Genomic DNA, 26868 nt, shown 5'->3' on the forward strand with positions numbered 1-26868 from the left:
TTATTACATTGAAATCAATCGAGAGGAGTTCCGTCTTGCGCTCAGCCCTTGCACTCGCCGCCAGCCTGCTTGCCCCCAGCGCGCTGGCCGACACCCCGGTCCAGCTCACCGACAGCGTTATCACCGCACCGACCGAGGTTGCTGATGGCCCGGTACAGGGCTACCGCGCCACCCGCTCGGCCAGTGCCAGCAAGACCGACACGCCACTTCGCCAAATCCCCCAAGCCATCAGCGTGATACCCGCTGCCGTGCTGGAAGACCTTGGCAGCAGCGATGTCGAGCGCGCCCTGGATTTTGCCGGCGGGGTATCCAAACAAAATGACTTCGGCGGCCTGACCCTCTACGAATACAGCGTGCGCGGCTTCACCACCTCGGAGTTCTACAAGGACGGCTTCAGCGCCAACCGCGGCTACCCGAGCACCCCGGACGCCGCCAGCATCGAACGCATCGAGGTGCTCAAGGGCCCCGCCGCCAGCCTTTATGGCCGCGGCGATCCGGGCGGCACGGTGAATATCGTCAGCAAGAAGCCCCAGGCCGACAGCTTCGCCCGCCTGCAAACCAGCGCCGGCAGCTGGGACCGCTACCGCTCCAGCCTGGACCTCAACAGCCCGCTGGACGAACAAGGTGACCTGCTCGCTCGCCTCAACCTGGCCGTCGAAGACAACAACAGCTTCCGCGACCACGTCAGCAGCGAGCGCCTGTTCGCCGCGCCCTCGCTCAGTTGGCAGCTCAGCCCTGATACTCGCCTGCTGCTGGAAGCCGAAGTGGTGCGCCACCGTTCGGTATTCGACCGCGGCATAGTCGCACCGAACGACCGGCTGGGTAGCGTGTCGCGCTCGACCTTCCTCGGCGAGCCGAGCGACGGTGATATCACCAACGACAACAACCTGCTCCAGGCCAGCCTCGAGCATGCCCTCAACGATACCTGGCAACTGCGCCTGGCCAGCCACTTCAAGGAAGGCACGCTGGCCGGCGATGCCTCGGAAAACCAGGCCCTGGCGGACGATGGACGCACCCTGACGCGGCGTTTTCGCGAGCGCGAAACCACCTGGCACGACAGCATCACTCAGGTCGAACTGCGCGGCGACGTGCAGTTCGCCGGGTTGCAGCACCAGTTGCTGATCGGCAGCGAGTACGAAAACTACCGCAAGAACGAGCGGGTCACCGAAGTGCGCCCGCGTAGCGCCATCGATATCTACGACCCGGTCTATGGCCGCCCGCGCCCCACGGGTGCGCGTTCCGGCAGCGACAACCATGAGCAGGTGGAAAGCCATGCGCTCAACCTGCAGGACCAGATCGTCTTCACCGAGCGCCTGCGCGGCCTGATCGGCGTGCGATTCGAGCACTTCGACCAGTCGATCGACAACCGACTCAATGATGCACGCAGCGATCAGCGCCACGATGCGCTCACCCAGCGCGTTGGCCTGCTCTATCAGCTAACGCCTGCGGTCGGCCTGTTCGCCAATGCCTCCACCTCGTTCAGGCCGAACAACGGCCTGGATCGCAACAGCCGGCCGTTCGACCCGGAGCAAGGCGTCGGCTACGAGGCGGGCCTCAAGCTCGACCTGCTCGACGACCGCCTCAGCGCCACCCTGGCCGCCTTTCACCTGACCAAGGAAAACGTGCTGACCGCTGACCCTACCGATGCCAGTTATCAAACCGCCGCCGGGGAAGCACGCAGCCAGGGTTTCGATCTGCAGGTCAGCGGCCAGTTGACCGATGCGCTGCGGATGATCGGAGCCTTTGCCTTTATCGACGCCGAGGTCACCCAGGGCGACGACGCACTGCCTGCCGGCAGCCGCCTGCTCGGGGTAGCCCGGCAAAGCGGCAGCCTGCTCGGCGTTTATGAGTTTCAGGACGGCTGGCTGCGTGGCGCGGACCTGGGCGCGGCCTTCAGCTATGTCGGCGACCGTTCAGGCCAGGCGGGCAGCAATTTTGAGCTGCCGGCCTACCACACCGTCGACCTGCTCGCCCATTACGCCTTTAGCCCACGGGTAAAGGTCGGGGCCCACCTCAACAACCTGTTCGACGAGAAGTACTACGAGCGCTCCTACAGCAACCTCTGGGTCATGCCTGGCGAGCCGCGCAACCTGAGCTTCAACCTGACTGTCGACCTCTGATTTCCCTCAACCCAAGGATCCGCCATGAAGAAAGTCTTTCCGTTACTCGCCGCAGCCCTGTTTATCGGCCAGGTCGATGCCCACGGCCTGTGGACCGAACAACGCCGCGGCAATATCGAAACCATCTACGGCCATGGGGCCGAGGACAACGCCTTCAAGGCCGAGAAAATCAGCGGTGCCTGGGCCTACGACAGCCACAGCAGGATGATCCCGGTCACGGTCAAACGACTCGACGACCACGCTCGCCTGGAGCCCCTGAAATCGCCAGCGATTGTGGCTGTAGCCCTGGACAACGGCCCCTGGTCGTTGACCCCGGACAAGCAGTGGATCAACCAGGGCCGCAGTAAAGTGCCGAACTCGACCGAGTCGCTGCACACCTTCAAGTACAGCCTGGCGATTTACCGGGAAGGCGCGAAGCTGCCGGCGCTGGATCAGTTGAAGATGGTTATCCTGCCGGAAATCGACCCACTCCAGGTTGGCCCCGGCAAGCCACTACCGGTACGCGTGCTGATCGACGGCAAGCCAGCGGCGGGCATCGAGCTTGTAGGCGACTACCGCGGCGCACCGCACCAGGTCAGCGCCACCACCGACACCGAAGGCCGCGCCCAGGTGGTGGTGCGCAATGAAGGCCTGAATATCATCGCCGCCGAGGCCAGCTTGCCGGTGGTCAACGATGCGGATATCGAAACCCGCGGCCTGTTTACCTCGCTGACCTTTCTCGGCGAAGCGCACAGCGAGTAAAACGCGCAATAAAAAGCCAGCGCTGCTTACACAGCGCTGGCTTTTGCGTAGCCCGGATGCAATCCGGGGCAGATATTAGATTTCCGGATTGCATCCGGGGCTACGGCTACAGCCCTTGCAGAGCATCCAGCAGCGCCTGATTCTGCTCCGGCGTACCGATGGTGATGCGCAGGAACTGGGCAATGCGCGCCTGCTTGAAGTGGCGCACGATCACGCCCTGCTCACGCAAACCGGCCGCCAGGGTCGCCGCATCCTTGCCCGGATGGCGGGCGAATACGAAGTTTGCAGCAGACGGCAGCACCTCAAAGCCCAGCGTTTCCAGCCCAGCCACCACAGCCTCGCGGCTTTCGATCACCCGTTGGCAGGTCTGCTCGAAGTAGGCCTTGTCCTCGAACGCCGCCGCCGCGCCAGCAATTGCCATGCGATCAAGCGGGTAGGAGTTGAAGCTGTTCTTGATCCGCTCTAGCGCTTCGATCAGATCCGGGTGACCCACCGCGATACCAACCCGCAGCCCGGCAAGCGAGCGCGACTTGGACAGGGTCTGGCTGACCAGCAGATTGGGGTATTTATCCACCAGGCTGATCGCCGTCTCGCCGCCGAAATCGATATAGGCCTCGTCGACCAGTACCACGGTATCCGGGTTGGCCTTGAGCATGCGCTCGATGGCCTCAAGGGCCAGGGGACAGCCGGTCGGCGCATTGGGGTTGGGAAAGACGATGCCGCCGTTAGGCCGCGCGTAATCCTCGACGCGAATCTGGAACTGCTCGTCCAGGGCGATCTGCTCGCTGGCGATACCATAGAGGCCGCAGTACACCGGGTAGAAGCTGTAGCTGATATCCGGAAACAGCAGCGGTTGGTCATGCTGGAACAGGCCGTGGAAGGCGTGCGCCAGCACCTCGTCGGAGCCGTTGCCGACAAATACCTGGGCAGTCTGCACGCCGTAATAATCGGCCACCGCCTGCTTTAGGCGGTCGCTATTGGGGTCCGGGTACAGGCGCAGGTTGTCGCCCAACTCGGCCTGCATCGCGGCGATCGCCTTGGGCGAAGGACCATAGGGGTTTTCATTGGTGTTGAGCTTGACCATCTTGGCCAGTTTCGGCTGCTCACCCGGTACATAAGGCACCAGGTCTTTAACGAAGGGGCTCCAGAATTTGCTCATCTGCCCTTCTCTCCTCGAATTTGATCTTGGGTGAGGCGCGCGGGGCGCGCCCTGAAAATTCAGTTCTTGATGCGGTATTCGGCGCTGCGGGCGTGGGCGGTCAGCGACTCGCCGCGGGCCAGCACGCTGGCGACCTTACCCAACTCCGACGCACCTTCAGCCGAGCAATGGATGATCGACGAGCGTTTCTGGAAGTCATACACCCCCAGCGGCGAGGAATAGCGCGCAGTGCCGGAGGTCGGCAGCACATGGTTGGGACCTGCGCAGTAGTCGCCCAACGCCTCGGCGGTGTAACGGCCCATAAAGATCGCACCGGCGTGACGGATCAGCGGCAGGTACTGCTCGGGATTTTCCACCGACAGCTCCAGGTGTTCCGGAGCGATACGGTTGGCCACCTCAATGGCCTGGGCCATATCGGCGACCTGAATCAGCGCGCCGCGGGCTTCCAGGGAGGCGCGAATGATCTCGGCGCGTTCCATGGTCGGCAGCAACTTGGCAATGCTCTCGGCAACGCGATCGAGGAAGGCGGCATCCGGGCTAAGCAGAATCGACTGGGCGTCCTCGTCGTGCTCGGCCTGGGAGAACAGGTCCATGGCGATCCAGTCCGGATCGGTCTGACCATCGCACACCACCAGAATCTCTGAAGGCCCGGCGATCATATCGATGCCAACCTTGCCGAATACGTGGCGCTTGGCGGTGGCGACATAGATATTGCCGGGGCCGACGATCTTGTCCACCGGCGGCACGCTCTCGGTGCCGTAGGCCAATGCGGCCACGGCCTGGGCCCCACCGATGGTGAATACGCGGTCAACGCCGGCGATGCAGGCGGCAGCCAGCACCAGCTCGTTGATTTCGCCGCGCGGAGTCGGCACCACCATTACCACTTCGGGTACGCCGGCGACCTTGGCCGGGATGGCGTTCATCAGCACCGAAGACGGATAAGAGGCCTTGCCGCCCGGCACATAGAGGCCGGCGCGGTCTAGCGGCGTGACTTTCTGCCCCAGCACCGTGCCGTCGGCTTCGGTGTAGGTCCAGGAATCCTGCTTCTGCTTCTCGTGGTAGCTGCGCACGCGCTCGGCGGCCACTTCCAGGGCCTGGCGCTGCTCGGGGGTGATGCGAGTCAGGGCCAGTTCCAGGCGCTCGCGCGGCAGAATCAGGTCCGCCATGCAGGCGACATCCAGGCCATCAAACTGCTTGGTGAACTCGACCAGGGCGGCATCGCCGCGCTCGCGCACGGCCTTGATAATGTCCAGCACGCGATGATTGACCGCATCGTCCGAGACACTTTCCCAGCTCAGCAGATGATCCAGATGACGAGCAAAGTCCTGGTCGGCGGCGTCGAGTCGGCGGATAGCGATGGGAGCGGTCATAGCGGGCCTCTTAAATTGGCGAATGCTCAAGCGCCCGTAGAGTAACAACCACTCCGCGCGGGCACCTGAGAATTTTGGCTATAACGCGGATAGGCTAGGCCGCACAGGGGCGGCCATCAGACTCAGAGTGGGTGTCGCGACTCAACCGCTTCGCGCAGGGTGTCGATCAGCTCTTGGATGCGTGCGTGCTGCATCTTCATCGAGGCCTTGTTAACGATCAGCCGCGAACTGATATGGGCGATCAGCTCCTGGGCTTCCAGGCCGTTGGCGCGCAAGGTGTTACCGGTGTCGACCACATCGATGATCTTGTCGGACAGACCCACCAATGGCCCCAGTTCCATTGAGCCGTACAGCTTGATGATATCGACCTGACGGCCCTGCTCGGCGTAGTAACGCTTGGCCACGTTGACGAACTTGGTAGCCACGCGCAGGCGGCCTTTCGGCTCGGGCGCGCCGACCGCACCGGCGGTCATCAGCTTGCAGCGGGCAATACGCAGGTCCAGCGGCTCATACAGGCCCTGGCCGCCGTACTCCATCAGCACATCCTTGCCAGCCACGCCGAGGTCGGCCGCGCCGTGCTCGACATAGGTCGGCACGTCGGTGGCGCGCACGATCAGTAGACGCACGTCATCCAGAGTGGTGGGAATGATCAGCTTGCGGCTTTTATCCGGGTTCTCGGTCGGCACGATACCTGCCGCGGCAAGCAGCGGCAGGGTGTCGTCGAGAATGCGGCCTTTGGACAGCGCGATAGTCAGCATGGCATCAACCCGGAATACGGCGGATTTTGGCACCCAGCATCTGCAGTTTTTCTTCGATGCACTCGTAACCACGGTCGATGTGGTAAATGCGATCAATCAAGGTATCGCCCTCGGCCACCAGCGCCGAAATCACCAGGCTGGCCGAAGCACGCAGGTCGGTGGCCATGACTGGCGCGCCTTTGAGGGTCTCGACGCCAGTGACGATGGCGGTGTTGCCTTCGACCTGAATCTGCGCGCCCATGCGGATCATTTCATGCACGTGCATAAAGCGGTTTTCGAACACGGTTTCGATCACCGTGCCGGTGCCCTCGGCAATCGCATTGAGGGCGATAAACTGCGCCTGCATATCGGTGGGGAACGCCGGGTACGGAGCAGTACGCAGGTTGACGGCTTTCGGCCGCTTGCCGTGCATATTCAGCTCGATCCAGTCGTTGCCACAGGTGATTTCTGCACCGGCTTCCTGCAGTTTGGACAGCACCGCTTCCAGGGTGGTCGGATCGGTGTCCTTGACCTTGACCCGGCCGCCTGTAACAGCAGCAGCCACCAGGTAGGTGCCGGTTTCGATACGGTCAGGCATCACGCTGAAGCGCGCGCCGTGCAGGCGCTCAACGCCATCGATGGTGATGGTGTCGGTGCCGGCACCGCTGATTTTCGCGCCCATGGCGATCAGGCAGTTGGCCAGGTCGACCACTTCCGGCTCGCGCGCGGCGTTTTCCAGCACGCTGCGGCCTTTGGCCAGAGTCGCCGCCATCATGATGTTTTCGGTACCGGTCACACTGACGGTATCGAAGAAGAAGTGTGCGCCACGCAGACCGCCTTCCGGGGCCTTGGCCTTGATATAGCCGGCTTCGACATCGATGATCGCGCCCATGGCTTCGAGGCCACGGATGTGCAGGTCAACCGGACGCGAACCGATGGCGCAACCACCCGGCAGGGCCACTTCGGCATAACCGAAGCGCGCCACCATCGGGCCGAGCACCAGGATCGAGGCGCGCATGGTTTTCACCAGCTCATAGGGCGCAATCAGGGTCTTGATCGCCCGCGCATCGACTTCCACGCTGAGCTTTTCGTCGATCACCGGCTCAATGCCCATGCGCCCGAACAGCTCGATCATGGTGGTGATGTCGTGCAGGTGCGGCAGGTTGCAGATGGTGACGGGCGCATCACCCAGCAGGGTGGCGGCGAGAATCGGCAGAGCGGAGTTCTTCGCCCCGGAAATGCGGATTTCGCCGTCGAGGCGCACACCGCCGGTAATAATCAGTTTGTCCATGATTCTCTCGGTTTAGGAGCGCGCAGCCCAATCGGCACGGCTGAAAAATTTCATGCTCACGGCGTGGATACTGCCATCGGCAATCCAGGCGTTGAGGTGAGCGTAGATCTGCTGTTGACGTTTGACCGGGCTAAGGCCGGCCAACTCGTCGCTGATCAGGTTCAATTGGAAGTTGCAGCCTTCGCCTTCAACTTCCACCTGGGTATCCGGCAATTTAGCCTCCAGGAGGCTCTTCACTTCTAAGGCCTGCATGCTCAACCTCGATCAACGCATGGATTAACGACAGCAAAGCATGGGGCAGCCTGTCGAACGGATAGCGTGCACCGGGCAAAAGCCGGACTTTACCTCGCTCGCAGCGATCAAGTCCGACGGCAGCCAAGGCTCGCGGGTCGAGCATCATACAAAAAAGCCCATCCACTGCGAACCCCGAGCCGACCGAAACCCGCTCGCGCGGCCTCAGGATTCCAGCGGCAACACCTCAAGCAGGCCGCAAACACCGGCTATCTGCCGCATATCCTCGGACAGGCCGCGCACCACCAGGTTTTTGCCCGCGGCCTCGGCGTCGCGCATAAAGGCCAGCAACAGAGACAGGCCGACGCTGCTGGATTGGCTTACCGAGGCGCAGTCGATCACACAGCTTGCGCCCTGGCTCGCACCGATCAGGCGCGCACCCTGCTCACGCAGCGCCGGGGCGCTCTGGTAATCGAGCACGCCGTCGAGCCGCAGCACGCCGGGGCTCAACTCGCCAATAGCGGCCTGACTCACGACTCACCCGTGCCCTGACGGGCCTTGGCGACGGTATCGCTCCAGGTGTCGATGACCTTGTCCAGGTCATTGCCGTTGTTCTGCATGGACTGGGCGAACTGATCGCGGAACAGCTTGCCGACGTTGATGCCGTTGATGATCACGTTACGCATCTTCCAGGTGCCGTCCTGGCTGACCATGGTGTAGGACAGCGGGTAAACCGCGCCATTGCCGTCCTTGATCTCCATGTTCACCGCGGTACGCTGCGGATCCTGTTTGCCGCTGACCGGCAGCACGCGGATGTCCTGGTTGTTATATTCGAGCAGGGCATTGCCATAGAACTGCATCAGGCTGCGCTTGAAGTTTTCCTCGAAACGCAGCATCTGCTCGGGACTGGCCTGGCGCGAGAAGCGCACAGTCATCACGCCGCGGGAAATACCCTCGACATCCACCACCGGGCCGAGAATGCTGTTCAGGGCGTCGTAGAACGCCGCCGGATCGGTGCGGTATTGCTCCTTGTTGTCCTTGAGGTCGGCAAGCAGCTTGGTGGTGGTTTGCTGCACCACTTCATGGGCCGCCGGGGCCGCCAGGACGGACAGCGACATCAGGGTCAGACACAGGAACAGGCTGTTACGCAGTAACTTGATCATATTCACTACCTTTATCAATTGGCCTGATCTTTATTGACCGAGTTGAGCAGAAACTTGCCAATCAGGTCTTCCAATACAAGGGACGACTGGGTGTCGTGAATGGTTCCACCATCGCGCAGCAGCTCCTCTTCGCCCCCCACGCTGATGCCGATGTACTTCTCGCCGAGCAAGCCGGCGGTAAGGATCGAGGCCGTGGAGTCCAGCGGCAGGTTGTCCACATCCTCATCGAGCACCATGGTCACGCGCCCGGTGTAGCTCTCGCGATCCAGGTCGATGGCCGTTACCTTGCCAATGGTCACACCGGCCATGGTCACTTTCGACCTGACCGTAAGACCGGCAATATTCTCGAAGTTCGCATAGACCTTATAGGTGCCATCGCTGCTACCCACGGTCAGGCCACTGACGCGCAGGGCCAACAGTAACAAGGCCAACAACCCGGCCAACAGGAACAAGCCGACACCAACTTCCAGCGTGCGGTTCTGCATCAGAAATCTCCAAACATCAAAGCGGTCAGAATAAAGTCCAGCCCCAACACGGCCAGCGAGGCATACACCACGGTTTTGGTGGTGGCGCGGCTGATGCCTTCCGAAGTCGGCTCGCAGTCATAGCCCTGGAACACGGCAATCCAGGTCACGACAAAGGCGAAGACCATGCTCTTGATCACGCCATTGAGCACGTCTTCACGAAATGAAACGCTGCTTTGCATATTGGCCCAGAACGAGCCTTCGTATACCCCGAGCCAGTCGATGGCGACCATGGCCCCACCCCAGATACCAACCACGCTGAAAATCATCGCCAGCAAGGGCATCGAGATAAAACCGGCCCACAAGCGCGGCGCGACGATGTATTTGAGCGGGTCGACCCCGATCATCGCCAGGCTGGAGAGCTGCTCGGTGGATTTCATATTGCCGATTTCCGCAGTCAGGGCCGAACCGGCGCGCCCGGCGAACAGCAAGGCGGTGACCACCGGCCCCAGTTCCCGCAGCAGGGTCAGGGCAACCATCTGCCCCACTGCCTGCTCCGAACCGTATTTGGTCAGAATACTGAAGCCCTGCAGCGACAGCACCATGCCGATAAACAGCCCCGAGACGACGATGATCGCCAGGGACATCACCCCTACCGAATAGAGCTGTTTGACCAGCAACTGGAAGCCATTGCGCGAGCCGCCACCGAACAGCGCCCGCAGCAGGAACAGGGTGGAACGGCCCAGCGTGGCCACCACATCGATACCGGCCCGGCCGAACAGGCGAACCCGCTCGAGCACAGATGTCTTGCGCATCAGCGCCCCCCCAATAAATCGTCGCGGTAGTTGGCCGCCGGAAAGTGGAAGGGTACCGGCCCATCGGGGATACCCTGCATAAACTGGCGCACCCGCGGGTCATCGGAATTCATCAGCTCGTCCGGGGTGCCCTGCCCCAGCACCTGGGTGTCGCCCACTACATAGATGTAATCGGCAATGCTGGCGGTTTCCGCCAGATCGTGGGACACCACGATGCTGGTAATCCCCAGGGCATCGCTGAGCAGGCGGATCAGTCGCACCAGCACGCCCATGGCAATGGGGTCCTGGCCGACAAAGGGTTCGTCGTACATCAGAATCTGCGGATCCAGGGCGATGGCGCGGGCCAGGGCCACGCGACGCTTCATGCCGCCTGACAGCTCGTCCGGCATCAGGTCCAGAGCACCGCGCAGGCCTACCGCCTGCAGCTTCATCAAAACGATGTCACGGATCATTTCTTCGGGCAGCTGGGTATGCACCCGTAGCGGAAAGGCCACGTTCTCGAACACATCCAGGTCGGTGAACAGCGCGCCGCTCTGGAATAGCACGCCCATCTGCTTGCGCATATCGAACAGCTCGCTGCGCGACAGCGTGGGCAGGTTCACGCCATTGACCCAGACCTCGCCATCGCTCGGCCGCAGTTCGGCGGCAATCAGGCGCAGCAGGGTGGTCTTGCCACAACCGGACGGCCCCATGATGCCGACCACCTTGCCGCGCGGAATGCGAATATCGATATTGGTAAAAATATCCCGCTCGCCGCGCTTGAAGCTCAGGCTCTTCAGCTCTACGGCGTAAGGGTTCTCGGCGCTCATCTGGACTCCTTGCTCAACGCTTGCCTGACAGACGCAGCATCCCGGGAAAAGGGCACTACATCCGCCGAACGGACCGAAAATGGGCGCGAACTATACCACTAGGCTTTTCACCGCCCAAGATTGAACATGTGACGCCAGATAACAGTTTGCACAATCGCTTGAGCAGTTAGTCGCGCTGGAAGTGCTGGGCAGGCGCACCTTTCCCGCTATAATCCTCGACTTTTACTCAGCCGCCCTTAGAGACGCCATGAGCCAGCCCAACGAATTGATCCAATCCGCGCAGCGCACCATTCGCCTCGAACTCGAAGCGATCGAGGACCTGCTGCAGCGCATCAACGGCGATTTTGTCCGCGCCTGCGAGCTGATTCTGGGCAGCAAGGGCCGCGTAGTTGTGGTTGGCATGGGCAAATCCGGGCATGTCGGCAACAAGATTGCCGCCACCCTGGCCAGCACCGGCACCACCGCTTTCTTTGTCCATCCGGCCGAGGCCAGCCACGGCGATATGGGCATGATCACCCGCGACGACGTGGTGCTGGCCCTGTCCAACTCCGGCTCCACTGCGGAAATCGTCACCCTGCTGCCACTGATCAAACGCCTTGGCATCCGCCTGATCAGCATGACCGGCAACCCGGAATCGCCACTGGCCAAGGCCGCCGAAGTCAACCTGGACGCCCGCGTATCCCAGGAAGCCTGCCCGCTGAACCTGGCCCCGACGTCTTCCACGACAGTTTCTCTGGTCCTGGGCGACGCCCTGGCCATCGCCCTGCTGGAAGCCCGCGGCTTTACCGCCGAAGATTTTGCCTTTTCCCACCCCGGCGGTGCCTTGGGCCGCCGTCTGCTGCTGAAAGTGGAAAACGTGATGCACGCTGGCAGCGCCCTGCCCCGCGTGCAGCGCGGCACCTCGCTGCGTGACGCCCTGCTGGAAATGACCCAGAAAGGCCTGGGCATGACCGTGGTGGTGGAAAGCGACGGCCGCCTGGCCGGGGTCTTCACCGACGGCGACCTGCGCCGCACCCTGGATCGCGGCATCGACGTACGCCAGGCCCTGATCGACGAGGTGATGACCGCCCACGGCAAGACCGCCCGCGCCGAGATGCTCGCCGCCGAAGCCCTGAAAATCATGGAAGACCACAAGATCAGCGGCCTGGTGGTGGTCGACAGCAACGACCAGCCCGTCGGTGCGCTGAATATGCACGACCTGCTGCGCGCCGGAGTAATGTGATGACCGCCGAGATGCTAAACCCTGACCTGCAGCACCGCGCCCAAGGCGTGAAACTGGCAATTTTCGATGTCGACGGTGTGCTCACCGACGGCAAACTGTATTTCCTGGTCGACGGCAGTGAGTTCAAGACCTTCAATACCCTCGACGGTCACGGCATCAAGATGCTGATCAACTCCGGCGTGCGCACCGCCATCATCAGCGGGCGCAAGACCCCGGTGGTCGAACGCCGCGCGCAGAATCTGGGCATCCAGCATCTGTACCAGGGCCGCGAAGACAAGCTGGTGGTACTCGACGAGTTGCTCGGCGAACTCGGCCTGAGCTATGAACAAGTGGCCTACCTGGGCGATGACCTGCCGGACCTGCCGGTGATCCGCCGGGTCGGCCTGGGCATGGCTGTGGCCAGCGCCGACGCCTTCGTCCGTCAGCATGCCCATGGCGTAACCCAGGCACGGGGCGGCGAAGGTGCCGCACGCGAGTTCTGCGAACTGATCATGCGCGCCCAGGGCAGCCTCGAAGCCGCCCAAGCCGCCTACTTATAGAGCCCATCATGCCGCGTAAACTGCTCAACATTGCCCTGCTCGCCTGCGCCGCCGCGCTTCTGGCGGCGCTCGGCTACTGGAATATCAACCCCGCAAGCTTCTCCGACGGGGACAAACCGGGCACCGCGCAGAACACCATTGATTTCTACGCGACCAATATCACCACCGTGCAGTACATGCCCGACGGTTCGCTGCACTATGAGGTCACCGCGGACAAGACCGAGCATATCCTCAGCACCGACATCACCCTGCTCGACAACCCCAACATGCAGCTGTACCGCGGCGACGAGTTGCCGTGGAACATCAGCAGCGAGCGTGGCGAAGTCGCCCCCGCCGGCAAGGAAGTCGAATTGATCGACAAGGTGCGCATCGCCCGCACCGACGCCAAGGGCCGCCCGACCATTCTCACCACCAGCCGCCTGACCGTATTCCCCGATAAGGAATATGCGCAGACCGAGCAAGCCGTTAGAATCGACGCCGCCAATGGGGTGACCACGGCACAAGGAATGAAAGCGTACTTGAATGACGGCAGGATGCTCCTGCTGTCCAATGTAAGAGGTCAGCATGAGGCTCGTTAAAACCCTCCCCCTTCTTTTCGGTCTCAGCGCCGCGCTCGGAAGCATCAGCGCCTGGGCCCTGCCATCGGATCGCGAACAACCGATCCGGATTCAGGCCGACAGCGCCGAACTTGACGACAAGCAAGGTGTGGCCGTGTATCGCGGCACCGTGGTTATCACCCAGGGCACGCTGAAGATCACAGGCGACACCGTGACCATCACCCAGACTCCGGCGGGCGATATCGACGTGTTCACCGCCGTAGGCAAGCCTGCTTATTACGAGCAGCTGCCGGCCACCGACAAGCAGATCGTCAAGGCCTACGGCCTGACCATCCAGTACTTCGCCGCCAACGAGCGCATCGTGCTGATCGACCAGGCCAAGGTGATCCAGGAAGGCAACACCTTCGAAGGCGAGAAGATTGTCTATGACACTAAACGCCAGATCGTCAACGCCGGCCGCGCCACAGGTACCAATGTCACCGCGCCACGTCCGCGCATCGACATGGTGATCCAGCCCAAGAACAAACCAGCCGACCAGCAGGCGCAGTAACCATGGCCACATTGAAAGCCCAGCACCTGGCCAAGAGCTACAAAGGCCGCCAAGTCGTGCGCGACGTCAGCCTGAGCATCGACAGCGGGCAGATCGTTGGCCTGCTTGGCCCCAATGGCGCGGGCAAGACCACCTGCTTCTACATGATCGTTGGCCTGGTCCAGGCCGACCAGGGCCGCATCCTGATCGACGACCTCGATGTCAGCCACCAGCCCATGCACGGCCGCGCCCGCGCCGGCATCGGCTACCTGCCGCAGGAAGCCTCGATCTTCCGCAAGCTCAGCGTGGCCGACAACATCATGGCCATTCTTGAGACGCGAAAAGATCTAGATGGCAGCGCGCGGCGCAAGGAACTGGAAAGCCTGCTGCAGGAATTCCATATCAGCCATATCCGCGACAACCTCGGCATGAGCCTGTCCGGCGGCGAACGCCGGCGCGTGGAAATCGCCCGCGCCCTGGCGACCTCCCCCAAGTTCATCCTGCTCGACGAACCCTTTGCCGGCGTTGACCCGATCTCGGTCGGCGATATCAAACAGATCATCTACCACCTCAAGGCCAAGGGCATTGGCGTGCTGATCACCGATCACAACGTGCGCGAGACCCTGGACATCTGCGAAACCGCCTACATTGTCAGTGACGGCCAACTGATCGCCGAAGGCGATTCCGCCGCCATCCTGGCCAACCAGACGGTCAAAGAGGTGTACCTGGGGCATGAGTTCCGCCTGTAACAGGGGCTTTTCTCACGCAAACAAGCACCACCCCTAGGCAAACCCCTTAGAGTCAGGCATATAATTTGCTTCCTTGTGGCGCTTCCGCGCCCTGTAGTGGATTGCGCACAGACGCCGGTAAATAAGGTCTGCAATGAAACCATCGCTAGTCCTGAAGATGGGCCAGCAGCTGACGATGACACCGCAGCTGCAACAGGCCATTCGCCTACTCCAACTGTCGACCCTGGATCTGCAACAAGAGATCCAGGAGGCACTGGAATCCAATCCGATGCTCGAACGCCAGGAAGACGGCGAAGATTTCGACAACTCGGACCCCATGGCCGATGGCGCAGAAAGCGCCACTTCCAGCGAACAGCAAGAGTCCACTTTCCAGGAGCCCAACTACCAGGAAACCACGCAGACCGTGGACAACCTGGAAGAAGGCGATTGGGGCGAGCGCATTCCCAATGAGCTGCCCGTCGACACCGCCTGGGAAGACATCTACCAGACCAGCGCCAGCAGCCTGCCGAGCAACAGCAACGACGATGACGAGTGGGACTTCACCACCCGCACCTCCAGCGGCGAAAGCCTGCAGAGCCATATGCTCTGGCAGCTCAACCTTTCGCCCATGTCCGATAAGGACCGCCTGATCGCGGTGACCCTGATCGACTGCATCAACGAGCAGGGCTATCTGGAAGAAACCCTGGAAGAAGTGGTTGAAGCCTTCGACCCGGAGCTGGATATCGAGCTCGACGAAGTCGAGGCCGTGCTGCACCGCATCCAGCAGTTCGAGCCCGCCGGCATTGCCGCGCGCAACCTCGGCGAATGCCTGCTTCTGCAACTGCGCCAACTACCGGCCAAGACCCCGTGGCTGAGCGAAGCCCAGCGCCTGGCCAGCGACTACCTCGACCTGCTCGGCAGCCGCGACTACAGCCAGCTGATGCGCCGCATGAAGCTCAAGGAAGACGAGCTGCGCCAGGTCATCGAACTGATCCAGAGCCTCAACCCGCGCCCCGGCTCGCAGATCGAGTCGAGCGAGCCGGAATACGTGGTGCCCGACGTGATCGTGCGCAAGCACAACGAGCGCTGGCTGGTGGAGCTGAACCAGGAAGCCATGCCGCGCCTGCGGGTCAACGCGCAGTACGCCGGCTTCGTCAAACGCGCCGACTCCAGCGCCGACAACACCTTTATGCGCAACCAGCTGCAGGAAGCGCGCTGGTTTATCAAGAGCCTGCAAAGCCGCAACGAAACCCTGATGAAGGTCGCCACGCAGATCGTCGAGCACCAGCGCGGCTTCCTCGACTACGGCGACGAGGCGATGAAACCTCTGGTGCTGCACGATATCGCCGAGGCGGTGGGCATGCACGAGTCGACCATCTCGCGGGTTACCACACAGAAATTCATGCACACCCCGCGTGGCATTTACGAGCTGAAATACTTCTTCTCCAGCCACGTCAGCACCTCCGAGGGCGGCGAATGCTCGTCCACCGCGATCCGCGCCATCATCAAAAAACTGGTCGCCGCGGAAAATGCAAAAAAGCCGTTGAGTGACAGCAAGATCGCTGGTTTACTGGAGGCACAGGGCATTCAAGTAGCCCGCCGTACAGTCGCAAAGTACCGTGAATCCCTCGGGATAGCGCCATCTAGCGAGCGCAAGCGATTGATCTAGGCGGTATAAGAAGGAAGACCGTTCACACTGCACACAACAACACCCGGCCTCGCCTTTTCGCGCAAGCAGCCTCGCTGCAATACGCGGACGGCGACAGTGCCAGACTCGTTCTGCCAGGGTCTTCCACGCCACAGTGTTCCGGCGGCAGGCCTATTGCCTGCCTCTTACACACGGCAACAAGGAGAATGCGGTATGCAAGTCAACATCAGTGGACACCAGCTGGATGTGACCGACGCCCTGCGCGACTACATCGCCGAAAAACTCGGTCGATTAGAGCGCCACTTCGACAAAATCACCAATGTGCAAGTCACCATGGAGGTCGAGAAGCTCAAGCAGAAAATCGAAGCGACCCTGCACATTGCCGGCGGCGAAGTTGTCGCCAATGCGGTACACGAAGACATGTATGCAGCAATCGATTTACTCACCGACAAACTCGATCGCCAACTCATCAAGCACAAGGAAAAACAGCTCGACCGTCAACAGGGCGCACTGGCCCGCTGACCTCGTCTATCTCCTATGATCCGACTTGAAACTATCCTGACCCCCGGCCGTTCCCTCGTGAACGTGCCGGGCGGCAGCAAAAAACGTGTTCTCGAACAGATTGCCAACCTGGTGGCGCGCGAGCTGCCTGACCTGGACGGCCAAGACATCTTCGAAAGCCTGGTCGCCCGCGAAAAACTCGGCTCGACCGGTTTCGGTAATGGCATCGCCATTCCGCACTGTCGCCTGCCCGGCTGCAACGCGCCGATCAGCGCCTTGCTGAGGCTCAATGCCGCGGTGGACTTCGATGCCATCGACGGTGCCCCGGTCGATCTGCTGTTTGTTCTGCTGGTTCCCGAAGCCGCGACCGACGCCCACCTGGAGCTGCTGCGGCAGATCGCCAGCATGCTCGACCGCAGCGACGTGCGTGACCGCCTGCGCCAGGCTCAGAGCAATGAGTCCCTGTACCAGGTAGTGGTCGACGTGCAAAGCCAACTCAGTCGAGACTGAGCATGCGCCTGATCATCGTCAGCGGTCGCTCCGGCTCCGGCAAAAGCACCGCCCTCGATGTACTTGAGGACAACGGCTTCTATTGCATCGACAACCTGCCTGCCGGCCTGCTCCCGGAGCTGGCCGAGCGCGCCCTGCTACATACCGAGCTACTGCACCCGCAGGTGGCCGTGTCGATCGATGCGCGCAACCTGCCCAGCCACCTCAAGCGCTTCCCCGAGCTGCTCGAGGAAGTGCGTGCACGGCATATCAAATGCGATGTGATTTACCTGGATGCCGATGAAGAGACCCTGCTCAAGCGTTTCTCCGAGACCCGTCGACGCCACCCGCTGACCAACGAAAGCCGTTCGCTGGCCGAGGCGATTGCCGACGAAAGCCTGCTGCTGGGCCCGATCATCGACTTGGCCGACCTGAAGATCGACACCACCCACCTCAACCTCTACCAGTTGCGTGACAGCCTCAAACTACGTCTGCTCAACCAGCCGGAGCCAGGTACCGCCTTTCTTATCGAGTCCTTCGGCTTCAAGCGCGGCATGCCGGTGGATGCCGATCTGGTATTCGACGTGCGCTGCCTACCCAACCCCTACTGGAAGCCGGATCTGCGCGACTACTCCGGCCTTGATCAGCCGGTAGCCGACTACCTCTCGGCCCAGGCCGATGTCGAAGACATGTTCCAGGACATCCTCGCCTACCTGGTCAAGTGGCTGCCGCGCTTTGCCGCCAGCAACCGCGCCTACGTCACGGTGGCGATCGGCTGCACCGGTGGCCATCACCGCTCGGTGTATCTGGCCAACCGCCTCGGCGAAACCCTCAAACCCATTCTGAAGAACGTCCAGACTCGCCACCGCGACCTCAGTTAAGGAATTGCCGCGATGCCCGCCTGCGAAATCATCATCATCAACAAGCTTGGCCTGCATGCCCGTGCGGCGGCCAAGTTTGTTGGCGTCGCCGGCCGCTTCCCCTGCCAGGTCAAGATCGGCCGCGCGCCGGACAGCCTGGTGGACGGCAAAAGCATCATGGCCGTGATGATGCTCGCCGCCGGCAAAGGCACGCCCGTGCACCTGCATACCGAAGGAGAACAGGACGGCGAAGCACTTAACGCCCTGAGCGAGTTGATCAACAACTACTTCGACGAAGGCGAATAGTTCGAGACTGCAGGGTGGACATGGTGCAGCCTTGTCCACCCTGGCGGACAAAGATGCCCGCCCTACACCGATTAGCTACCCGCCACCGTCATCCGCTCGATCAGCACCGAGCCGGTACGGATATTACTGCGCAGCTCCAGATCATTACCCACCGCGACAATCTGCCTGAACATATCGCGCAGGTTGCCGGCGATGGTGACTTCCTGCACCGGGAACTGGATCTCTCCGTTCTCCACCCAGTAGCCGCCAGCGCCGCGGGAATAGTCGCCGGTGACCATATTCAGGCCTTGGCCCATCAACTCGGTGACCAGCAGGCCACGGCCCATACGCTTGAGCAGGGCCTTCTGATCTTCATCGCCATGGCTGACAAACAGGTTGTGCACGCCGCCGGCGTTGGCCGTACTGGGCATGCCCAGCTTGCGCCCGGAATAGGTGCCCAGCACATAGGAGAGCAACTCGCCGCGCTCGACAAAAGACTTGGCATAAGTCGCCAGGCCGTCGCCATCGAAGGCGGCGCTGCCCAGAGCACGCGGAATATGCGGACGCTCGTCGAGCTTTAGCCACTCGGGAAACAGCTGCTGCCCCAGGCTGTCTTCGAGGAAGGACGATTTGCGGTACAGGTTGCCGCCGGAAATCGCCGCCAGAAAGCTGCCAAACAGGCCGGTGGCCAGCTCGGCGGCAAACAGCACCGGCACTTCACAGGTGGGCACCGGGCGCGCGCCCAGGCGGCTCACCGCACGCTCGGCGGCACGCCGGCCGATGCTGGCGGCGTCGGCCAGCAGTTCGCCCTGGCGGTTGACGTCATACCAGTAGTCACGCTGCATCTGCCCGCCGTCTTCGGCAATCATCACGCAGCTCAGGCTGTGCCGGGTGCTGGCATAGCCACTGACAAAGCCATGGCTGTTGCCATAGACCCGGCAACCCTGGTGAGTATTGAGCGTGGTGCCGTCGGCATTCTTGATCCGCCCATCCGCAGCAAAAGCCGCCGCTTCGCAACTCAGGGCCTGCTCGATGGCCTGCTCCGGCGTAATCGACCAGGCGTGGTACAGATCCAGCTGCGGCAGTTCGCGAGCCATCAGCCCGGCATCGGCCAGACCGGCGCATTCGTCTTCGGAGGCATGCTTGGCAATCGCCAGGGCCGCCGCGACGGTTTCCCGGATCGCCGCCTCACCGCTGGCCGAGGTGCTGGCCGAACCCTTGCGCTGACCGACATAGAGGGTGATGCCGAAACCCTGATCGCGGTTGAACTCGACCGTTTCCACCTCACCCTGACGCACCGTGGTGGACAGGCCCTGCTCCACCGATACGGCCACTTCGCAGGCACTGGCCCCCTGCTTGCGGGCCTCGGCAATAATCTGCTCGACCTGGGCCTGCAATTGCGGCACGGCCTGGGGGCCAACGATATCTACTGCACTCATAAACACTCCTGAACGATAAGCTGCAGGCGCGGCCAGACAAGCCAGACGCTTACAGCTGGAAACTTGCTGCTATCATGTCGGCGTTTTCCACTGGACCGCCACCATGTCTGAATACCTTGACGACTTCTCCGGCGAGAAGAGCAAAACCCAGGTCAAGCGCGAGTTTCATGCGCTACAAGATCTGGGGCAACGCCTGACTACCCTGAAACTCGATCTGCTGAACAAGCTGCCATTGACTGACGAACTGCGCCGCGCGCTGGCCGAAGCGCCCAAGCACACCGCCAATGCAGCGAAAAAACGCCATGTGCAGTTTATCGGCCGGCTGATGCGTGATCAGGACATCGAATCCATCCTGACCTTGCTCGACCAGCTGGATGCCTCCACCCGCCAGTACAACGAACGCTTTCATAACCTGGAGCGCTGGCGCGACCGCTTGCTCAACGGCGACGACGACACCCTGGAAAAATTTGTCGGCGAATACCCCGACGCCGACCGCCAGCACCTGCGTCAGCTGATCCGCCAGGGCCAGCACGAACTGGCGCAGAACAAAGCGCCAGCCGCCTCACGCAAAATCTTCAAATACATCCGCGAACTGGATGAAACCCAGCGCGGCTTGCGCTAGGCAGCTACATCGCCGGGGCTGGAGCCCAACAGCTCCAGCCCGCAGCACCGCAGCCCCTCCGAGTTCAGCAACTCCACGCCACGCCTAGGCGTGATGCAGCCAGTACACAAAACCGCCCAGCACAGCAGTCAAAATCTCTACGAAACCCAGGGTGCCCAACCAGCGCACACTGCGTACGGTCCTGCGTGGGCGAACCCGCCCAAACGTAACCGCGATTACTGTCCAGCGCCCCAGCAAATAGCACAGCCACCCGAAGAGCCAATCTGACAACGCCCCCAGCAGTTCATCCACAATCTCAGCTACCCGTCCCACCCACCGTAATCGCATCGATCTTCAGGGTCGGCTGACCGACGCCGACCGGCACCGATTGGCCGTCCTTGCCGCAGGTGCCGACGCCGCTGTCCAGCGCCAGGTCGTTGCCGACCATCGACACCTTGCTCATGGCTTCCGGGCCATTGCCGATCAGGGTTGCGCCCTTGACCGGGGCGGTGATCTTGCCGTCCTCGATCAGGTAGGCCTCGCTGGTAGAAAAGACGAACTTGCCGCTGGTGATATCGACCTGACCGCCGCCGAGGTTGGCGCAGTAGATGCCCTTCTTCACCGAACGGATGATTTCTTCCGGATCGCTTTCGCCAGACAGCATGTAGGTGTTGGTCATACGCGGCATCGGCAGGTGCGCGTAGGACTCACGGCGACCGTTACCAGTGCAGGCCACGCCCATCAGGCGGGCATTCAGCTTGTCCTGCATATAACCCTTGAGCACGCCGTTTTCGATCAGCGTGGTGCACTGGGTCTGGGTGCCTTCATCGTCCATGCTCAGGGAACCGCGACGCTCGGCCAGGGTGCCGTCATCGACGATGGTGCACAGGCTGGAGGCCACCTGCTCGCCCATCCGCCCGCTGTAGGCCGAACTGCCCTTGCGGTTGAAGTCGCCTTCCAGGCCATGGCCAACCGCTTCGTGCAGCAGCACGCCGGACCAGCCTGCGCCCATCACCACCGGCATAGTGCCTGCCGGGGCCGGAATCGCTTCGAGGTTGACCAGCGCCTGGCGCAGGGCCTCACGGGCATAGCCCATGGCGCGCTCTTCGTTATTGCTGGTCTGTTCGAGGAAGTAGCGGTAGTCGGTACGCCCGCCGCCGCCATGGCTACCGCGCTCGCGGCGGCCGTTCTGCTCGACGATCACGCTGACATTGAAACGCACCAGCGGGCGGATATCCGCGCCCAGGCTGCCGTCAGTGGCGGCAACCAGCACCCGGTCCCAGACGCCGGCCAGGCTGACCGTGACCTGCTTGATCCGTGGATCGAGGGCGCGGGTGGCGACGTCGATACGCTTGAGCAGCTCGACCTTCTCCGCGCGGCCCATTACATCCAGCGGGTTGTCCTGGGCATAGAGCGGTTTGACCAGCTGACTGTTGAACGCTTGCACGCGGCCATGCTGCCCCGCCCGGGCAATCGAACGGGCGGCCTGCGCCGCCTGGCTCAGGGCCGTGGCGGTAATCGCATTGCTGTAGGCAAAACCGGTTTTCTCACCCGACTGGGCACGCACGCCCACGCCCTGATCCAGGTTGAAGCTGCCTTCCTTGACGATGCCATCCTCCAGCGCCCAGGTTTCCGAGACCTGGCTCTGGAAATACAGGTCGGCGGCATCGATACCCGGACCAGCCAGTTCGGCCAATACCCCGGGCAGCTGCTCAAGGGTCAAACCACCCGGACCCAACAGATGTTCACTGACGGACACCAACATCTCGCTCATAACGGCTTCATCTCGTTCATGACTGCTCCACGCCAGGCAGCCGGGGTTCGGCTGTGGCAAAAAATCGTTTGTGCCGGGCCACCGGCATGCGCCGGCGGATGGCGGCCTGTTCCGCGGCATCGCGCTCGGCCACGAGCACTGCCTGGCCCGCATCCTGCTCGGCCAGCACCCGGCCCCAGGGGTCGATGATCGCGGAATGGCCAAAGGTTTCCCGACCGCCCGGATGGCTGCCACCCTGCCCGGCCGCCAGCACATAGCACTGGGTTTCGATGGCGCGTGCGCGGGTCAGCACCTGCCAGTGCGCCGCCCCGGTCACCGCGGTAAAGGCCGCCGGTAGGCTGATCAACTCGGCCCCCGCCTCGCGCAGGGCGCTAAAGAGTTCGGGAAAGCGCAGGTCGTAACACACCGTCAGCCCCAGACGCCCCAGCGGCGTGTCCGCCACGACCACCTGCTCACCGTAAGCGAAGTCATCCGACTCACGGTAACAGCCATGACTGTCGCCGACCTCCACATCGAACAGGTGCAGCTTGTCGTAACGCGCCACCCGTTGGCCGTATTCGTCGATCAGCAGCGAACAGGCGCGGGGCTTGGCCGCAGGCTGGGCGTCCGGCGGCAGCGGCAGAGTCCCCGCCACAATCCACAGGCCCAGGTCGCGGGCGGTCTGATACAACCAGGGCAGTATCGGCCCCTCGCCCACCGCTTCACGGCGGCCAAGCTCGGCCAGGTCACTGCGCCCCATGGCGGCGAAGTTTTCCGGCAACACCGCCAGCCGTGCGCCTTTGGCCGCGGCCTGTTGCAATAACAGCCGGGCCTGGGCCAGGTTGGCCAGCACATCGGCCTGACTGACCATTTGAATGACGGCGAGACTCATAGCGCAGGGCTTCCGTAGACGGCTCGAGCCATCAGCTTACAAGCCATGGCCACAGACTGCACAGCCACACGACCAAAAACGCGCACTCACTGCGGCTTTTCAAAGGGTTTGTCGAAGCTGATCTGCGGGTCCTGCCAGGGGCCCTTGACGTCGTACTGCACGCTGGCAAAGCGCGCCACCCGGTCGCCCAGCAGCTTGTCGGCAATAAACAGCGCGCCGCCAATAGCCGGGGCCCCGACGATCAGGGCGGCCAGGGGCAGGTTATTGCTTACCGGCAGGGTAACCAGCAACTTGGCATCGACCCGTTCCTGGCGCATATCCAGGGTACCGTCCAGCTCCAGGTTGCTCGAAGGCCCGGTCAGGGTCAGCGGCTCGCGGGTGACAAACACCCCCTCGCTGGCGACCAGCAGCCCCTTGACCCGGTCATAGCTCAGGCCCTTGCCCAGCAGGTCGGAGAAATCCAGGCGCAGGCGGCGGCCAATCGAGTTGAAGTTGAGCAGACCGAATACCCGCAGCGCCGAGGCCGGGCCCTGCACTTCGGAAAACTGGCCCTTGCGCATGGCTACATCCATGCTGCCGGAGAAACGCTTCAGGCCGAACCAGGCCGGCGAACCCGGCCAGTTGCCGTCGACCTCCAGGCGAAAACTCTCGCTGCTGGCGGTCGGGGCATAGCCCCAGGCGATCAGTACATCGGCCAGATCCGCGCCGCCCAGACGGCCGTTGTACCAGCTTCTGCTGGCCCCCGGTGCGCCCTGCCAGCCACCCTGGCCGGTGAGATGCAGGCCTTTGAGATTGAGATCGAGGTCGCTGAACTTGACCCCCTCCCCGCTCGGACGAATTTTCAGCGACCAGGCACCCAGGGCCTCGATCCCCTGATAAACCGTGGCGATGCGCAGGTCGATCGGCGGGATCTGGCGCGGGTCGACGCCGGCCAGCGGGTCGGGCTTGTCTACCGTCACACTGGTTTCGGCCTTGGGCTCGGCGGCGGGCAGACGCAGGTAGTCGAGGTTGAGGGCCATCGGCACTGCGGCATCATCCGCCACATCGATCCGCCCCTTGATCCGCTCGCTGTCCAGGCTCACCACCCAGCTCTGGGCGACCCGCTGCAAGCGCAGCGCCAGAGAGTCGAGCTCGGTGCCGAAGCCGCTGAAGCGGCCAATCTGCAGCTGCGCATCGTTGAACAGCTGCTGCGCCTCTGCGGTCGGCAAGCGTTTGTAGGGCTGCAACACCGCCTGCCAGGCGTCCCAGTCCAGCTCCGTGACGCGGCCGCGCAAACGCACGCCCTTGCCACCCGGCAGGCTCGCCGGGCCGTCCGCCAGACGCAATTCACCACGCCCTTCGCTGATCTGCCCGAGCGGTGCGGCGAAAGACAGACTGGCCAGCTCGGCATAATCCAACCAGTAGCGCCGCTCGGGGCCACTGAGGGTCATCCGCCAATCGGCGTAGCTGGCCGCGCCAGCGGCCTTGCCGAAGGGCGCGGGCAGCTCGATGGCCAGGCCCTGCAGGTTGGAGTCGACCCGCAGCTGGCTGTCGGCTCCATCCAGGGACAGGCGCAAGCGATAAGGCAGGCTGCCGCTCAGCGGCACCGGCTGGGTCACGCCCAGCCAGGTGCTGAGCTCACTAACGCCGACCCGGCCCGCGGCCTCAATACGCGTCAGGGCACGGCCACCGCGGCCGTCGGCCAGGGCCTTGCCACGCACCGCATGGCCCAGCACCTGGGCGCGAATATCCGGGGCACTGAGGCCGCGAGCCGTGTCGTAGCGGAAGGCTCCCTGCACCTGGCTAAGCTGCAGCAGCGGGTTGCTCAGGTTGAGCTCGGCATTGCTGCTGGCAAAATCAACCACCACCGCGGGCTGCAGCCCTTTGCGCAGCGGCAGATCGAGCTGGAGCTTGCCGCTCAGATCGCCCGCGCCACTCCAGCCGGCGAAGATTTCGGCGGTGCCCAGCGGTGCCTCCTGGAGGATTTTCAGGGCGTCATCGACATTGCTGCTCAGCTCGCTGTTAAGCAGCAAGCGTATTGGCTGCCCGGGCAAGGCCGTGGCAATCAGGGCCTGGGCATTGCTCACCCGGCTATTGAGAATGCGCCCCTCGGCCAGCTCGACGCGCACCCCGCTGTCCTCGATATAGACTTCCCCGCGCCCTTCCCGCAGCGCCGGCCAGCCGGGCTGATAGGCCAGTTCGGCGTCGCGCACGGCAAAGAACAGACTGAGGCTGCGCGCGGCACGGTCCGCGCCCTTGTTCAGCGAGCCCTGGTACTGGAAGAAGCCTTCATCCACCCGGCCGCTGCGAATCGCGCTTTTCAGCCAGGTGTTCAGCTCGGGGCTCAGGCCTGGGGATCGGCTCGGCAGGTATTTCTCGGTAAAGCGCGCATCGCCATCACGCAGACCGACGCGCAGATCCATATAGTCTTCGGCCAAAGGATCGCGCATCAGGCGGATCAGGAAGTCGCCGGCAATCGCACCCTCTTCGCCCACCACTTGCAGATAGGGGCTGCGCAGGGTGAATGCCTGCTCATCGAGCTGCCAGGTGAGCCGCGCATTGGCGGTGCTGTAGCGCCAGGGCTGGGGGAACAGGGTTTCCAGATGCAGGGAGAAGTTTTCCGTGGCCATCCGCAGCTCGCCCTGGGCGAGGTCACCGCTGATGCTGCCATTGACGTTTTCCGCCGCCGGTGACGCCAGGTAGGCGGCAAAGCCGATACCTTCGAGATTGGCCGAGAACTGCAGACGGCCAGGCCCCTCGACCTGCGGCCGGTAATCAAGTTGCAGGTTACGTACCGCGCCCTTGGGATTGAGCTGCGCCAGCACGGCCAGGGCCTTTTCCGGCAGAGGGGCCAGCGCCGCCACCAGCGGCTGCAGGGGAGCCAGGTCGAGGTGGTCGGCACTGAGCAGCCATTGTTCTTGCAGCTCCGCACTGCTCGCCTGCTGGCTGAGGGCCACGCGCACCTCGCCCCAACGCTGCTCGCCCTGGCTGAAGGCGAGGTCATCGAACAGCACCTCGGAGCCCTCGGCGGTGCGGGTGAAGTAGGCGTTCAGGCTCAGGTTGTTCAGCGCCACCGACTCACGCGAGCCATAGCCCCCCTGCAACTGCGGCGCGTGCAGACGACTGACCGCACGCTGTACCGCCCCCTCGGCCCAGGACAACCAGACCTCGCCGCCGGCCTGCAAGCGCTCGAGCCGCCACTGCGCCAGCAGGCTGGCAGGCACCCAGGCCGCCCAGTCGCTCTGCGGCAGGCTCAGATACAGCTCGGCCTGGGCCTCGCGCCAGCGTTCAGGCTGCAGCCGGGTGCGGATCTGCAGAGCCAGCGGCTGGCCATCGGGCAGCAGCAGGCGACCGTCCAGGCGCTGGCTAAAGCTGCCGTTGCGCAGCGTCAGGTTGACGTAGGTCAGGGTGCGCGCCGGCTGCTCGAACGCCTGCAAGGTCACCTGGCTATTGAGCAGCGACAGCCGTTTGACCGCCTGCAGCTGGCGCAATAGCTGGGCTACGTCCAAGGGTACGGCCGTCTCGCGCGGAGCCAGGCCCTGCAGCTCCCAGCCACCCTCGGCATCCTGCTGGACCAGCAGTTTCAACCCCTCCAGCTCCAGACGCGCCACCCGCAGTTGCCGCGCCGCCAGGCTGGCCAGCACATCGGGCACCACCCGCACCTGATCGAGCTGCAGGGCTCCCTGGCCTTCGCCGACCTGCAGGTCATGGGCGATCAGCACCGGCGCAAAGCCCTGCCAGCGGCCTTCCAGGGTGCCGATGCGCACCGGCATGGCCAGCGCCGCGGAGGCCTTGTCTTCCACCTCCAGGCGGTATTCGGCGGCCAGGGGCAACAGCTCCCGGCCGAGACTGACATACAGCGCCGCCAGCACCAGGCCGAGCGCACAGAGCCCCAGCGTCCAGCGCAACAGGGTCATGGTCCAGCGAGCCAAGGCCTCCATTCAGC

At 63.0% G+C, this 26868-nt stretch carries 27 protein-coding genes; 13 read left to right on the forward strand and 14 right to left on the reverse strand.

Annotated elements, in window-relative coordinates:
• Nucleotides 1-35 precede the first annotated feature (35 nt).
• Both VMP31_RS11955 and VMP31_RS11960 read left to right on the forward strand, forming a co-directional pair.
• The gene (locus VMP31_RS11955; RefSeq protein ID WP_325507352.1) at nt 36-2120 is read left to right on the forward strand and encodes a TonB-dependent siderophore receptor; all 2085 of its coding nucleotides are present in this window, start codon (nt 36-38) and stop codon (nt 2118-2120) included.
• 24 nt (nt 2121-2144) lie between these two features.
• Nucleotides 2145-2861 (forward strand): DUF4198 domain-containing protein, encoded by a 717-nt coding sequence (locus tag VMP31_RS11960; RefSeq protein ID WP_325507354.1) that lies wholly within the window; start codon nt 2145-2147, stop codon nt 2859-2861.
• A gap of 106 nt (nt 2862-2967) precedes the next feature.
• Here the strand turns inward: VMP31_RS11960 and hisC are convergent, their stop codons facing one another.
• The 10 genes from hisC to VMP31_RS12010 form a co-directional block, all read right to left on the reverse strand.
• Nucleotides 2968-4020: a histidinol-phosphate transaminase gene (gene hisC / locus VMP31_RS11965; RefSeq protein WP_325507356.1), complete on the reverse strand. Its 1053-nt coding sequence runs from the start codon at nt 4018-4020 to the stop codon at nt 2968-2970.
• A gap of 59 nt (nt 4021-4079) precedes the next feature.
• Nucleotides 4080-5390: a histidinol dehydrogenase gene (gene hisD / locus VMP31_RS11970; RefSeq protein WP_325507358.1), complete on the reverse strand. Its 1311-nt coding sequence runs from the start codon at nt 5388-5390 to the stop codon at nt 4080-4082.
• 122 nt (nt 5391-5512) lie between these two features.
• A complete protein-coding gene (gene hisG, locus VMP31_RS11975; protein WP_325507360.1) occupies nt 5513-6148 on the reverse strand; it encodes an ATP phosphoribosyltransferase in 636 nt (211 codons plus the stop codon).
• 4 nt (nt 6149-6152) lie between these two features.
• Complete coding sequence (gene murA, locus VMP31_RS11980) at nt 6153-7418, reverse strand: UDP-N-acetylglucosamine 1-carboxyvinyltransferase (RefSeq protein ID WP_325507362.1); 1266 nt, start codon at nt 7416-7418, stop codon at nt 6153-6155.
• Nucleotides 7419-7430: 12 nt separating this feature from the next.
• Nucleotides 7431-7670, reverse strand: a complete 240-nt coding sequence (locus tag VMP31_RS11985) for a BolA family protein (protein WP_325507364.1) — start codon at nt 7668-7670, stop codon at nt 7431-7433.
• Nucleotides 7671-7874: 204 nt separating this feature from the next.
• Complete coding sequence (locus tag VMP31_RS11990; RefSeq protein WP_325507366.1) at nt 7875-8183, reverse strand: STAS domain-containing protein; 309 nt, start codon at nt 8181-8183, stop codon at nt 7875-7877.
• Complete coding sequence (locus tag VMP31_RS11995; RefSeq protein ID WP_325507367.1) at nt 8180-8812, reverse strand: ABC transporter substrate-binding protein; 633 nt, start codon at nt 8810-8812, stop codon at nt 8180-8182. Before VMP31_RS11995 ends, VMP31_RS11990 begins: the two co-directional genes overlap by 4 nt.
• Before the next feature lie 14 nt (nt 8813-8826).
• Complete coding sequence (mlaD, locus tag VMP31_RS12000) at nt 8827-9297, reverse strand: outer membrane lipid asymmetry maintenance protein MlaD (protein ID WP_325507369.1); 471 nt, start codon at nt 9295-9297, stop codon at nt 8827-8829.
• Nucleotides 9297-10091, reverse strand: coding sequence for a lipid asymmetry maintenance ABC transporter permease subunit MlaE (gene mlaE / locus VMP31_RS12005; protein ID WP_325507371.1), 795 nt, complete (start codon nt 10089-10091; stop codon nt 9297-9299). The genes mlaD and mlaE overlap by 1 nt, the downstream gene beginning before the upstream one ends.
• Nucleotides 10091-10900, reverse strand: a complete 810-nt coding sequence (locus VMP31_RS12010) for an ATP-binding cassette domain-containing protein (protein WP_325507373.1) — start codon at nt 10898-10900, stop codon at nt 10091-10093. The genes mlaE and VMP31_RS12010 overlap by 1 nt, the downstream gene beginning before the upstream one ends.
• Nucleotides 10901-11147: 247 nt before the next feature.
• Between VMP31_RS12010 and VMP31_RS12015 the strand changes: the two genes are divergently transcribed.
• The 10 genes from VMP31_RS12015 (at nt 11148) to VMP31_RS12060 (ending at nt 18279) form a co-directional block, all read left to right on the forward strand.
• On the forward strand, nt 11148-12122 hold the full coding sequence (locus VMP31_RS12015; protein WP_325507375.1) for a KpsF/GutQ family sugar-phosphate isomerase: 975 nt from the start codon (nt 11148-11150) through the stop codon (nt 12120-12122).
• The gene (locus VMP31_RS12020) at nt 12122-12661 is read left to right on the forward strand and encodes an HAD family hydrolase (RefSeq protein WP_325507377.1); all 540 of its coding nucleotides are present in this window, start codon (nt 12122-12124) and stop codon (nt 12659-12661) included. The genes VMP31_RS12015 and VMP31_RS12020 overlap by 1 nt, the downstream gene beginning before the upstream one ends.
• A gap of 8 nt (nt 12662-12669) precedes the next feature.
• The gene (gene lptC, locus VMP31_RS12025; protein WP_325507379.1) at nt 12670-13239 is read left to right on the forward strand and encodes an LPS export ABC transporter periplasmic protein LptC; all 570 of its coding nucleotides are present in this window, start codon (nt 12670-12672) and stop codon (nt 13237-13239) included.
• Complete coding sequence (gene lptA / locus VMP31_RS12030; protein WP_325507381.1) at nt 13226-13768, forward strand: lipopolysaccharide transport periplasmic protein LptA; 543 nt, start codon at nt 13226-13228, stop codon at nt 13766-13768. The genes lptC and lptA overlap by 14 nt, the downstream gene beginning before the upstream one ends.
• A gap of 2 nt (nt 13769-13770) precedes the next feature.
• Nucleotides 13771-14496: an LPS export ABC transporter ATP-binding protein gene (lptB, locus tag VMP31_RS12035; RefSeq protein WP_325507383.1), complete on the forward strand. Its 726-nt coding sequence runs from the start codon at nt 13771-13773 to the stop codon at nt 14494-14496.
• 133 nt (nt 14497-14629) lie between these two features.
• Nucleotides 14630-16144, forward strand: coding sequence for an RNA polymerase factor sigma-54 (locus VMP31_RS12040; protein ID WP_325507385.1), 1515 nt, complete (start codon nt 14630-14632; stop codon nt 16142-16144).
• Nucleotides 16145-16336: 192 nt separating this feature from the next.
• Nucleotides 16337-16645, forward strand: a complete 309-nt coding sequence (gene hpf / locus VMP31_RS12045) for a ribosome hibernation-promoting factor, HPF/YfiA family (protein ID WP_325507387.1) — start codon at nt 16337-16339, stop codon at nt 16643-16645.
• Nucleotides 16646-16660: 15 nt separating this feature from the next.
• A complete protein-coding gene (gene ptsN / locus VMP31_RS12050; RefSeq protein WP_325507389.1) occupies nt 16661-17134 on the forward strand; it encodes a PTS IIA-like nitrogen regulatory protein PtsN in 474 nt (157 codons plus the stop codon).
• A gap of 2 nt (nt 17135-17136) precedes the next feature.
• A complete protein-coding gene (gene rapZ, locus VMP31_RS12055; RefSeq protein WP_325507391.1) occupies nt 17137-17994 on the forward strand; it encodes an RNase adapter RapZ in 858 nt (285 codons plus the stop codon).
• 12 nt (nt 17995-18006) lie between these two features.
• Entirely contained in the window at nt 18007-18279 is a 273-nt protein-coding gene (locus VMP31_RS12060; protein ID WP_325507393.1) for an HPr family phosphocarrier protein, read from the forward strand.
• A 71-nt stretch (nt 18280-18350) separates the two neighbouring features.
• On the opposite strand, the gene pmbA is transcribed toward VMP31_RS12060, so the two are convergent.
• Nucleotides 18351-19697: a metalloprotease PmbA gene (gene pmbA / locus VMP31_RS12065; protein WP_325507395.1), complete on the reverse strand. Its 1347-nt coding sequence runs from the start codon at nt 19695-19697 to the stop codon at nt 18351-18353.
• A gap of 103 nt (nt 19698-19800) precedes the next feature.
• On the opposite strand from pmbA, the gene yjgA reads away from it, so the two are divergent.
• Nucleotides 19801-20319 carry a ribosome biogenesis factor YjgA gene (gene yjgA, locus VMP31_RS12070; protein ID WP_325507397.1) on the forward strand — a complete coding sequence of 173 codons (519 nt, stop codon included), beginning with the start codon at nt 19801-19803 and terminating at the stop codon, nt 20317-20319.
• Between the two features lie 295 nt (nt 20320-20614).
• Here the strand turns inward: yjgA and tldD are convergent, their stop codons facing one another.
• The 3 genes from tldD to VMP31_RS12085 form a co-directional block, all read right to left on the reverse strand.
• Nucleotides 20615-22072 carry a metalloprotease TldD gene (gene tldD, locus VMP31_RS12075; protein WP_325507399.1) on the reverse strand — a complete coding sequence of 486 codons (1458 nt, stop codon included), beginning with the start codon at nt 22070-22072 and terminating at the stop codon, nt 20615-20617.
• A 16-nt stretch (nt 22073-22088) separates the two neighbouring features.
• Nucleotides 22089-22943, reverse strand: coding sequence for a carbon-nitrogen hydrolase family protein (locus VMP31_RS12080; RefSeq protein ID WP_325507401.1), 855 nt, complete (start codon nt 22941-22943; stop codon nt 22089-22091).
• 86 nt (nt 22944-23029) lie between these two features.
• Nucleotides 23030-26863 (reverse strand): YhdP family protein, encoded by a 3834-nt coding sequence (locus VMP31_RS12085; RefSeq protein ID WP_325507403.1) that lies wholly within the window; start codon nt 26861-26863, stop codon nt 23030-23032.
• Nucleotides 26864-26868: the final 5 nt, after the last annotated feature.

The sequence above is a fragment of the Pseudomonas sp. genome (genome assembly GCF_035512415.1).
Lineage (GTDB): Bacteria > Pseudomonadota > Gammaproteobacteria > Pseudomonadales > Pseudomonadaceae > Aquipseudomonas.

Excerpts from the sequence above, each read along its gene's own strand:
- VMP31_RS11960 (WP_325507354.1), top strand. The coding sequence starts at position 2,145 with ATGAAGAAAGTCTTTCCGTTACTCGCCGCAGCCCTGTTTATCGGCCAG.
- hisC (WP_325507356.1), bottom strand. The coding sequence starts at position 4,020 with ATGAGCAAATTCTGGAGCCCCTTCGTTAAAGACCTGGTGCCTTATGTA.
- hisD (WP_325507358.1), bottom strand. The coding sequence starts at position 5,390 with ATGACCGCTCCCATCGCTATCCGCCGACTCGACGCCGCCGACCAGGAC.
- hisG (WP_325507360.1), bottom strand. The coding sequence starts at position 6,148 with ATGCTGACTATCGCGCTGTCCAAAGGCCGCATTCTCGACGACACCCTG.
- murA (WP_325507362.1), bottom strand. The coding sequence starts at position 7,418 with ATGGACAAACTGATTATTACCGGCGGTGTGCGCCTCGACGGCGAAATC.
- VMP31_RS11985 (WP_325507364.1), bottom strand. The coding sequence starts at position 7,670 with ATGCAGGCCTTAGAAGTGAAGAGCCTCCTGGAGGCTAAATTGCCGGAT.
- VMP31_RS11995 (WP_325507367.1), bottom strand. The coding sequence starts at position 8,812 with ATGATCAAGTTACTGCGTAACAGCCTGTTCCTGTGTCTGACCCTGATG.
- mlaD (WP_325507369.1), bottom strand. The coding sequence starts at position 9,297 with ATGCAGAACCGCACGCTGGAAGTTGGTGTCGGCTTGTTCCTGTTGGCC.
- mlaE (WP_325507371.1), bottom strand. The coding sequence starts at position 10,091 with ATGCGCAAGACATCTGTGCTCGAGCGGGTTCGCCTGTTCGGCCGGGCC.
- VMP31_RS12010 (WP_325507373.1), bottom strand. The coding sequence starts at position 10,900 with ATGAGCGCCGAGAACCCTTACGCCGTAGAGCTGAAGAGCCTGAGCTTC.
- VMP31_RS12015 (WP_325507375.1), top strand. The coding sequence starts at position 11,148 with ATGAGCCAGCCCAACGAATTGATCCAATCCGCGCAGCGCACCATTCGC.
- VMP31_RS12020 (WP_325507377.1), top strand. The coding sequence starts at position 12,122 with ATGACCGCCGAGATGCTAAACCCTGACCTGCAGCACCGCGCCCAAGGC.
- lptC (WP_325507379.1), top strand. The coding sequence starts at position 12,670 with ATGCCGCGTAAACTGCTCAACATTGCCCTGCTCGCCTGCGCCGCCGCG.
- lptA (WP_325507381.1), top strand. The coding sequence starts at position 13,226 with ATGAGGCTCGTTAAAACCCTCCCCCTTCTTTTCGGTCTCAGCGCCGCG.
- lptB (WP_325507383.1), top strand. The coding sequence starts at position 13,771 with ATGGCCACATTGAAAGCCCAGCACCTGGCCAAGAGCTACAAAGGCCGC.
- VMP31_RS12040 (WP_325507385.1), top strand. The coding sequence starts at position 14,630 with ATGAAACCATCGCTAGTCCTGAAGATGGGCCAGCAGCTGACGATGACA.
- hpf (WP_325507387.1), top strand. The coding sequence starts at position 16,337 with ATGCAAGTCAACATCAGTGGACACCAGCTGGATGTGACCGACGCCCTG.
- ptsN (WP_325507389.1), top strand. The coding sequence starts at position 16,661 with ATGATCCGACTTGAAACTATCCTGACCCCCGGCCGTTCCCTCGTGAAC.
- rapZ (WP_325507391.1), top strand. The coding sequence starts at position 17,137 with ATGCGCCTGATCATCGTCAGCGGTCGCTCCGGCTCCGGCAAAAGCACC.
- VMP31_RS12060 (WP_325507393.1), top strand. The coding sequence starts at position 18,007 with ATGCCCGCCTGCGAAATCATCATCATCAACAAGCTTGGCCTGCATGCC.
- pmbA (WP_325507395.1), bottom strand. The coding sequence starts at position 19,697 with ATGAGTGCAGTAGATATCGTTGGCCCCCAGGCCGTGCCGCAATTGCAG.
- yjgA (WP_325507397.1), top strand. The coding sequence starts at position 19,801 with ATGTCTGAATACCTTGACGACTTCTCCGGCGAGAAGAGCAAAACCCAG.
- tldD (WP_325507399.1), bottom strand. The coding sequence starts at position 22,072 with ATGAGCGAGATGTTGGTGTCCGTCAGTGAACATCTGTTGGGTCCGGGT.
- VMP31_RS12080 (WP_325507401.1), bottom strand. The coding sequence starts at position 22,943 with ATGAGTCTCGCCGTCATTCAAATGGTCAGTCAGGCCGATGTGCTGGCC.
- VMP31_RS12085 (WP_325507403.1), bottom strand. The coding sequence starts at position 26,863 with ATGGAGGCCTTGGCTCGCTGGACCATGACCCTGTTGCGCTGGACGCTG.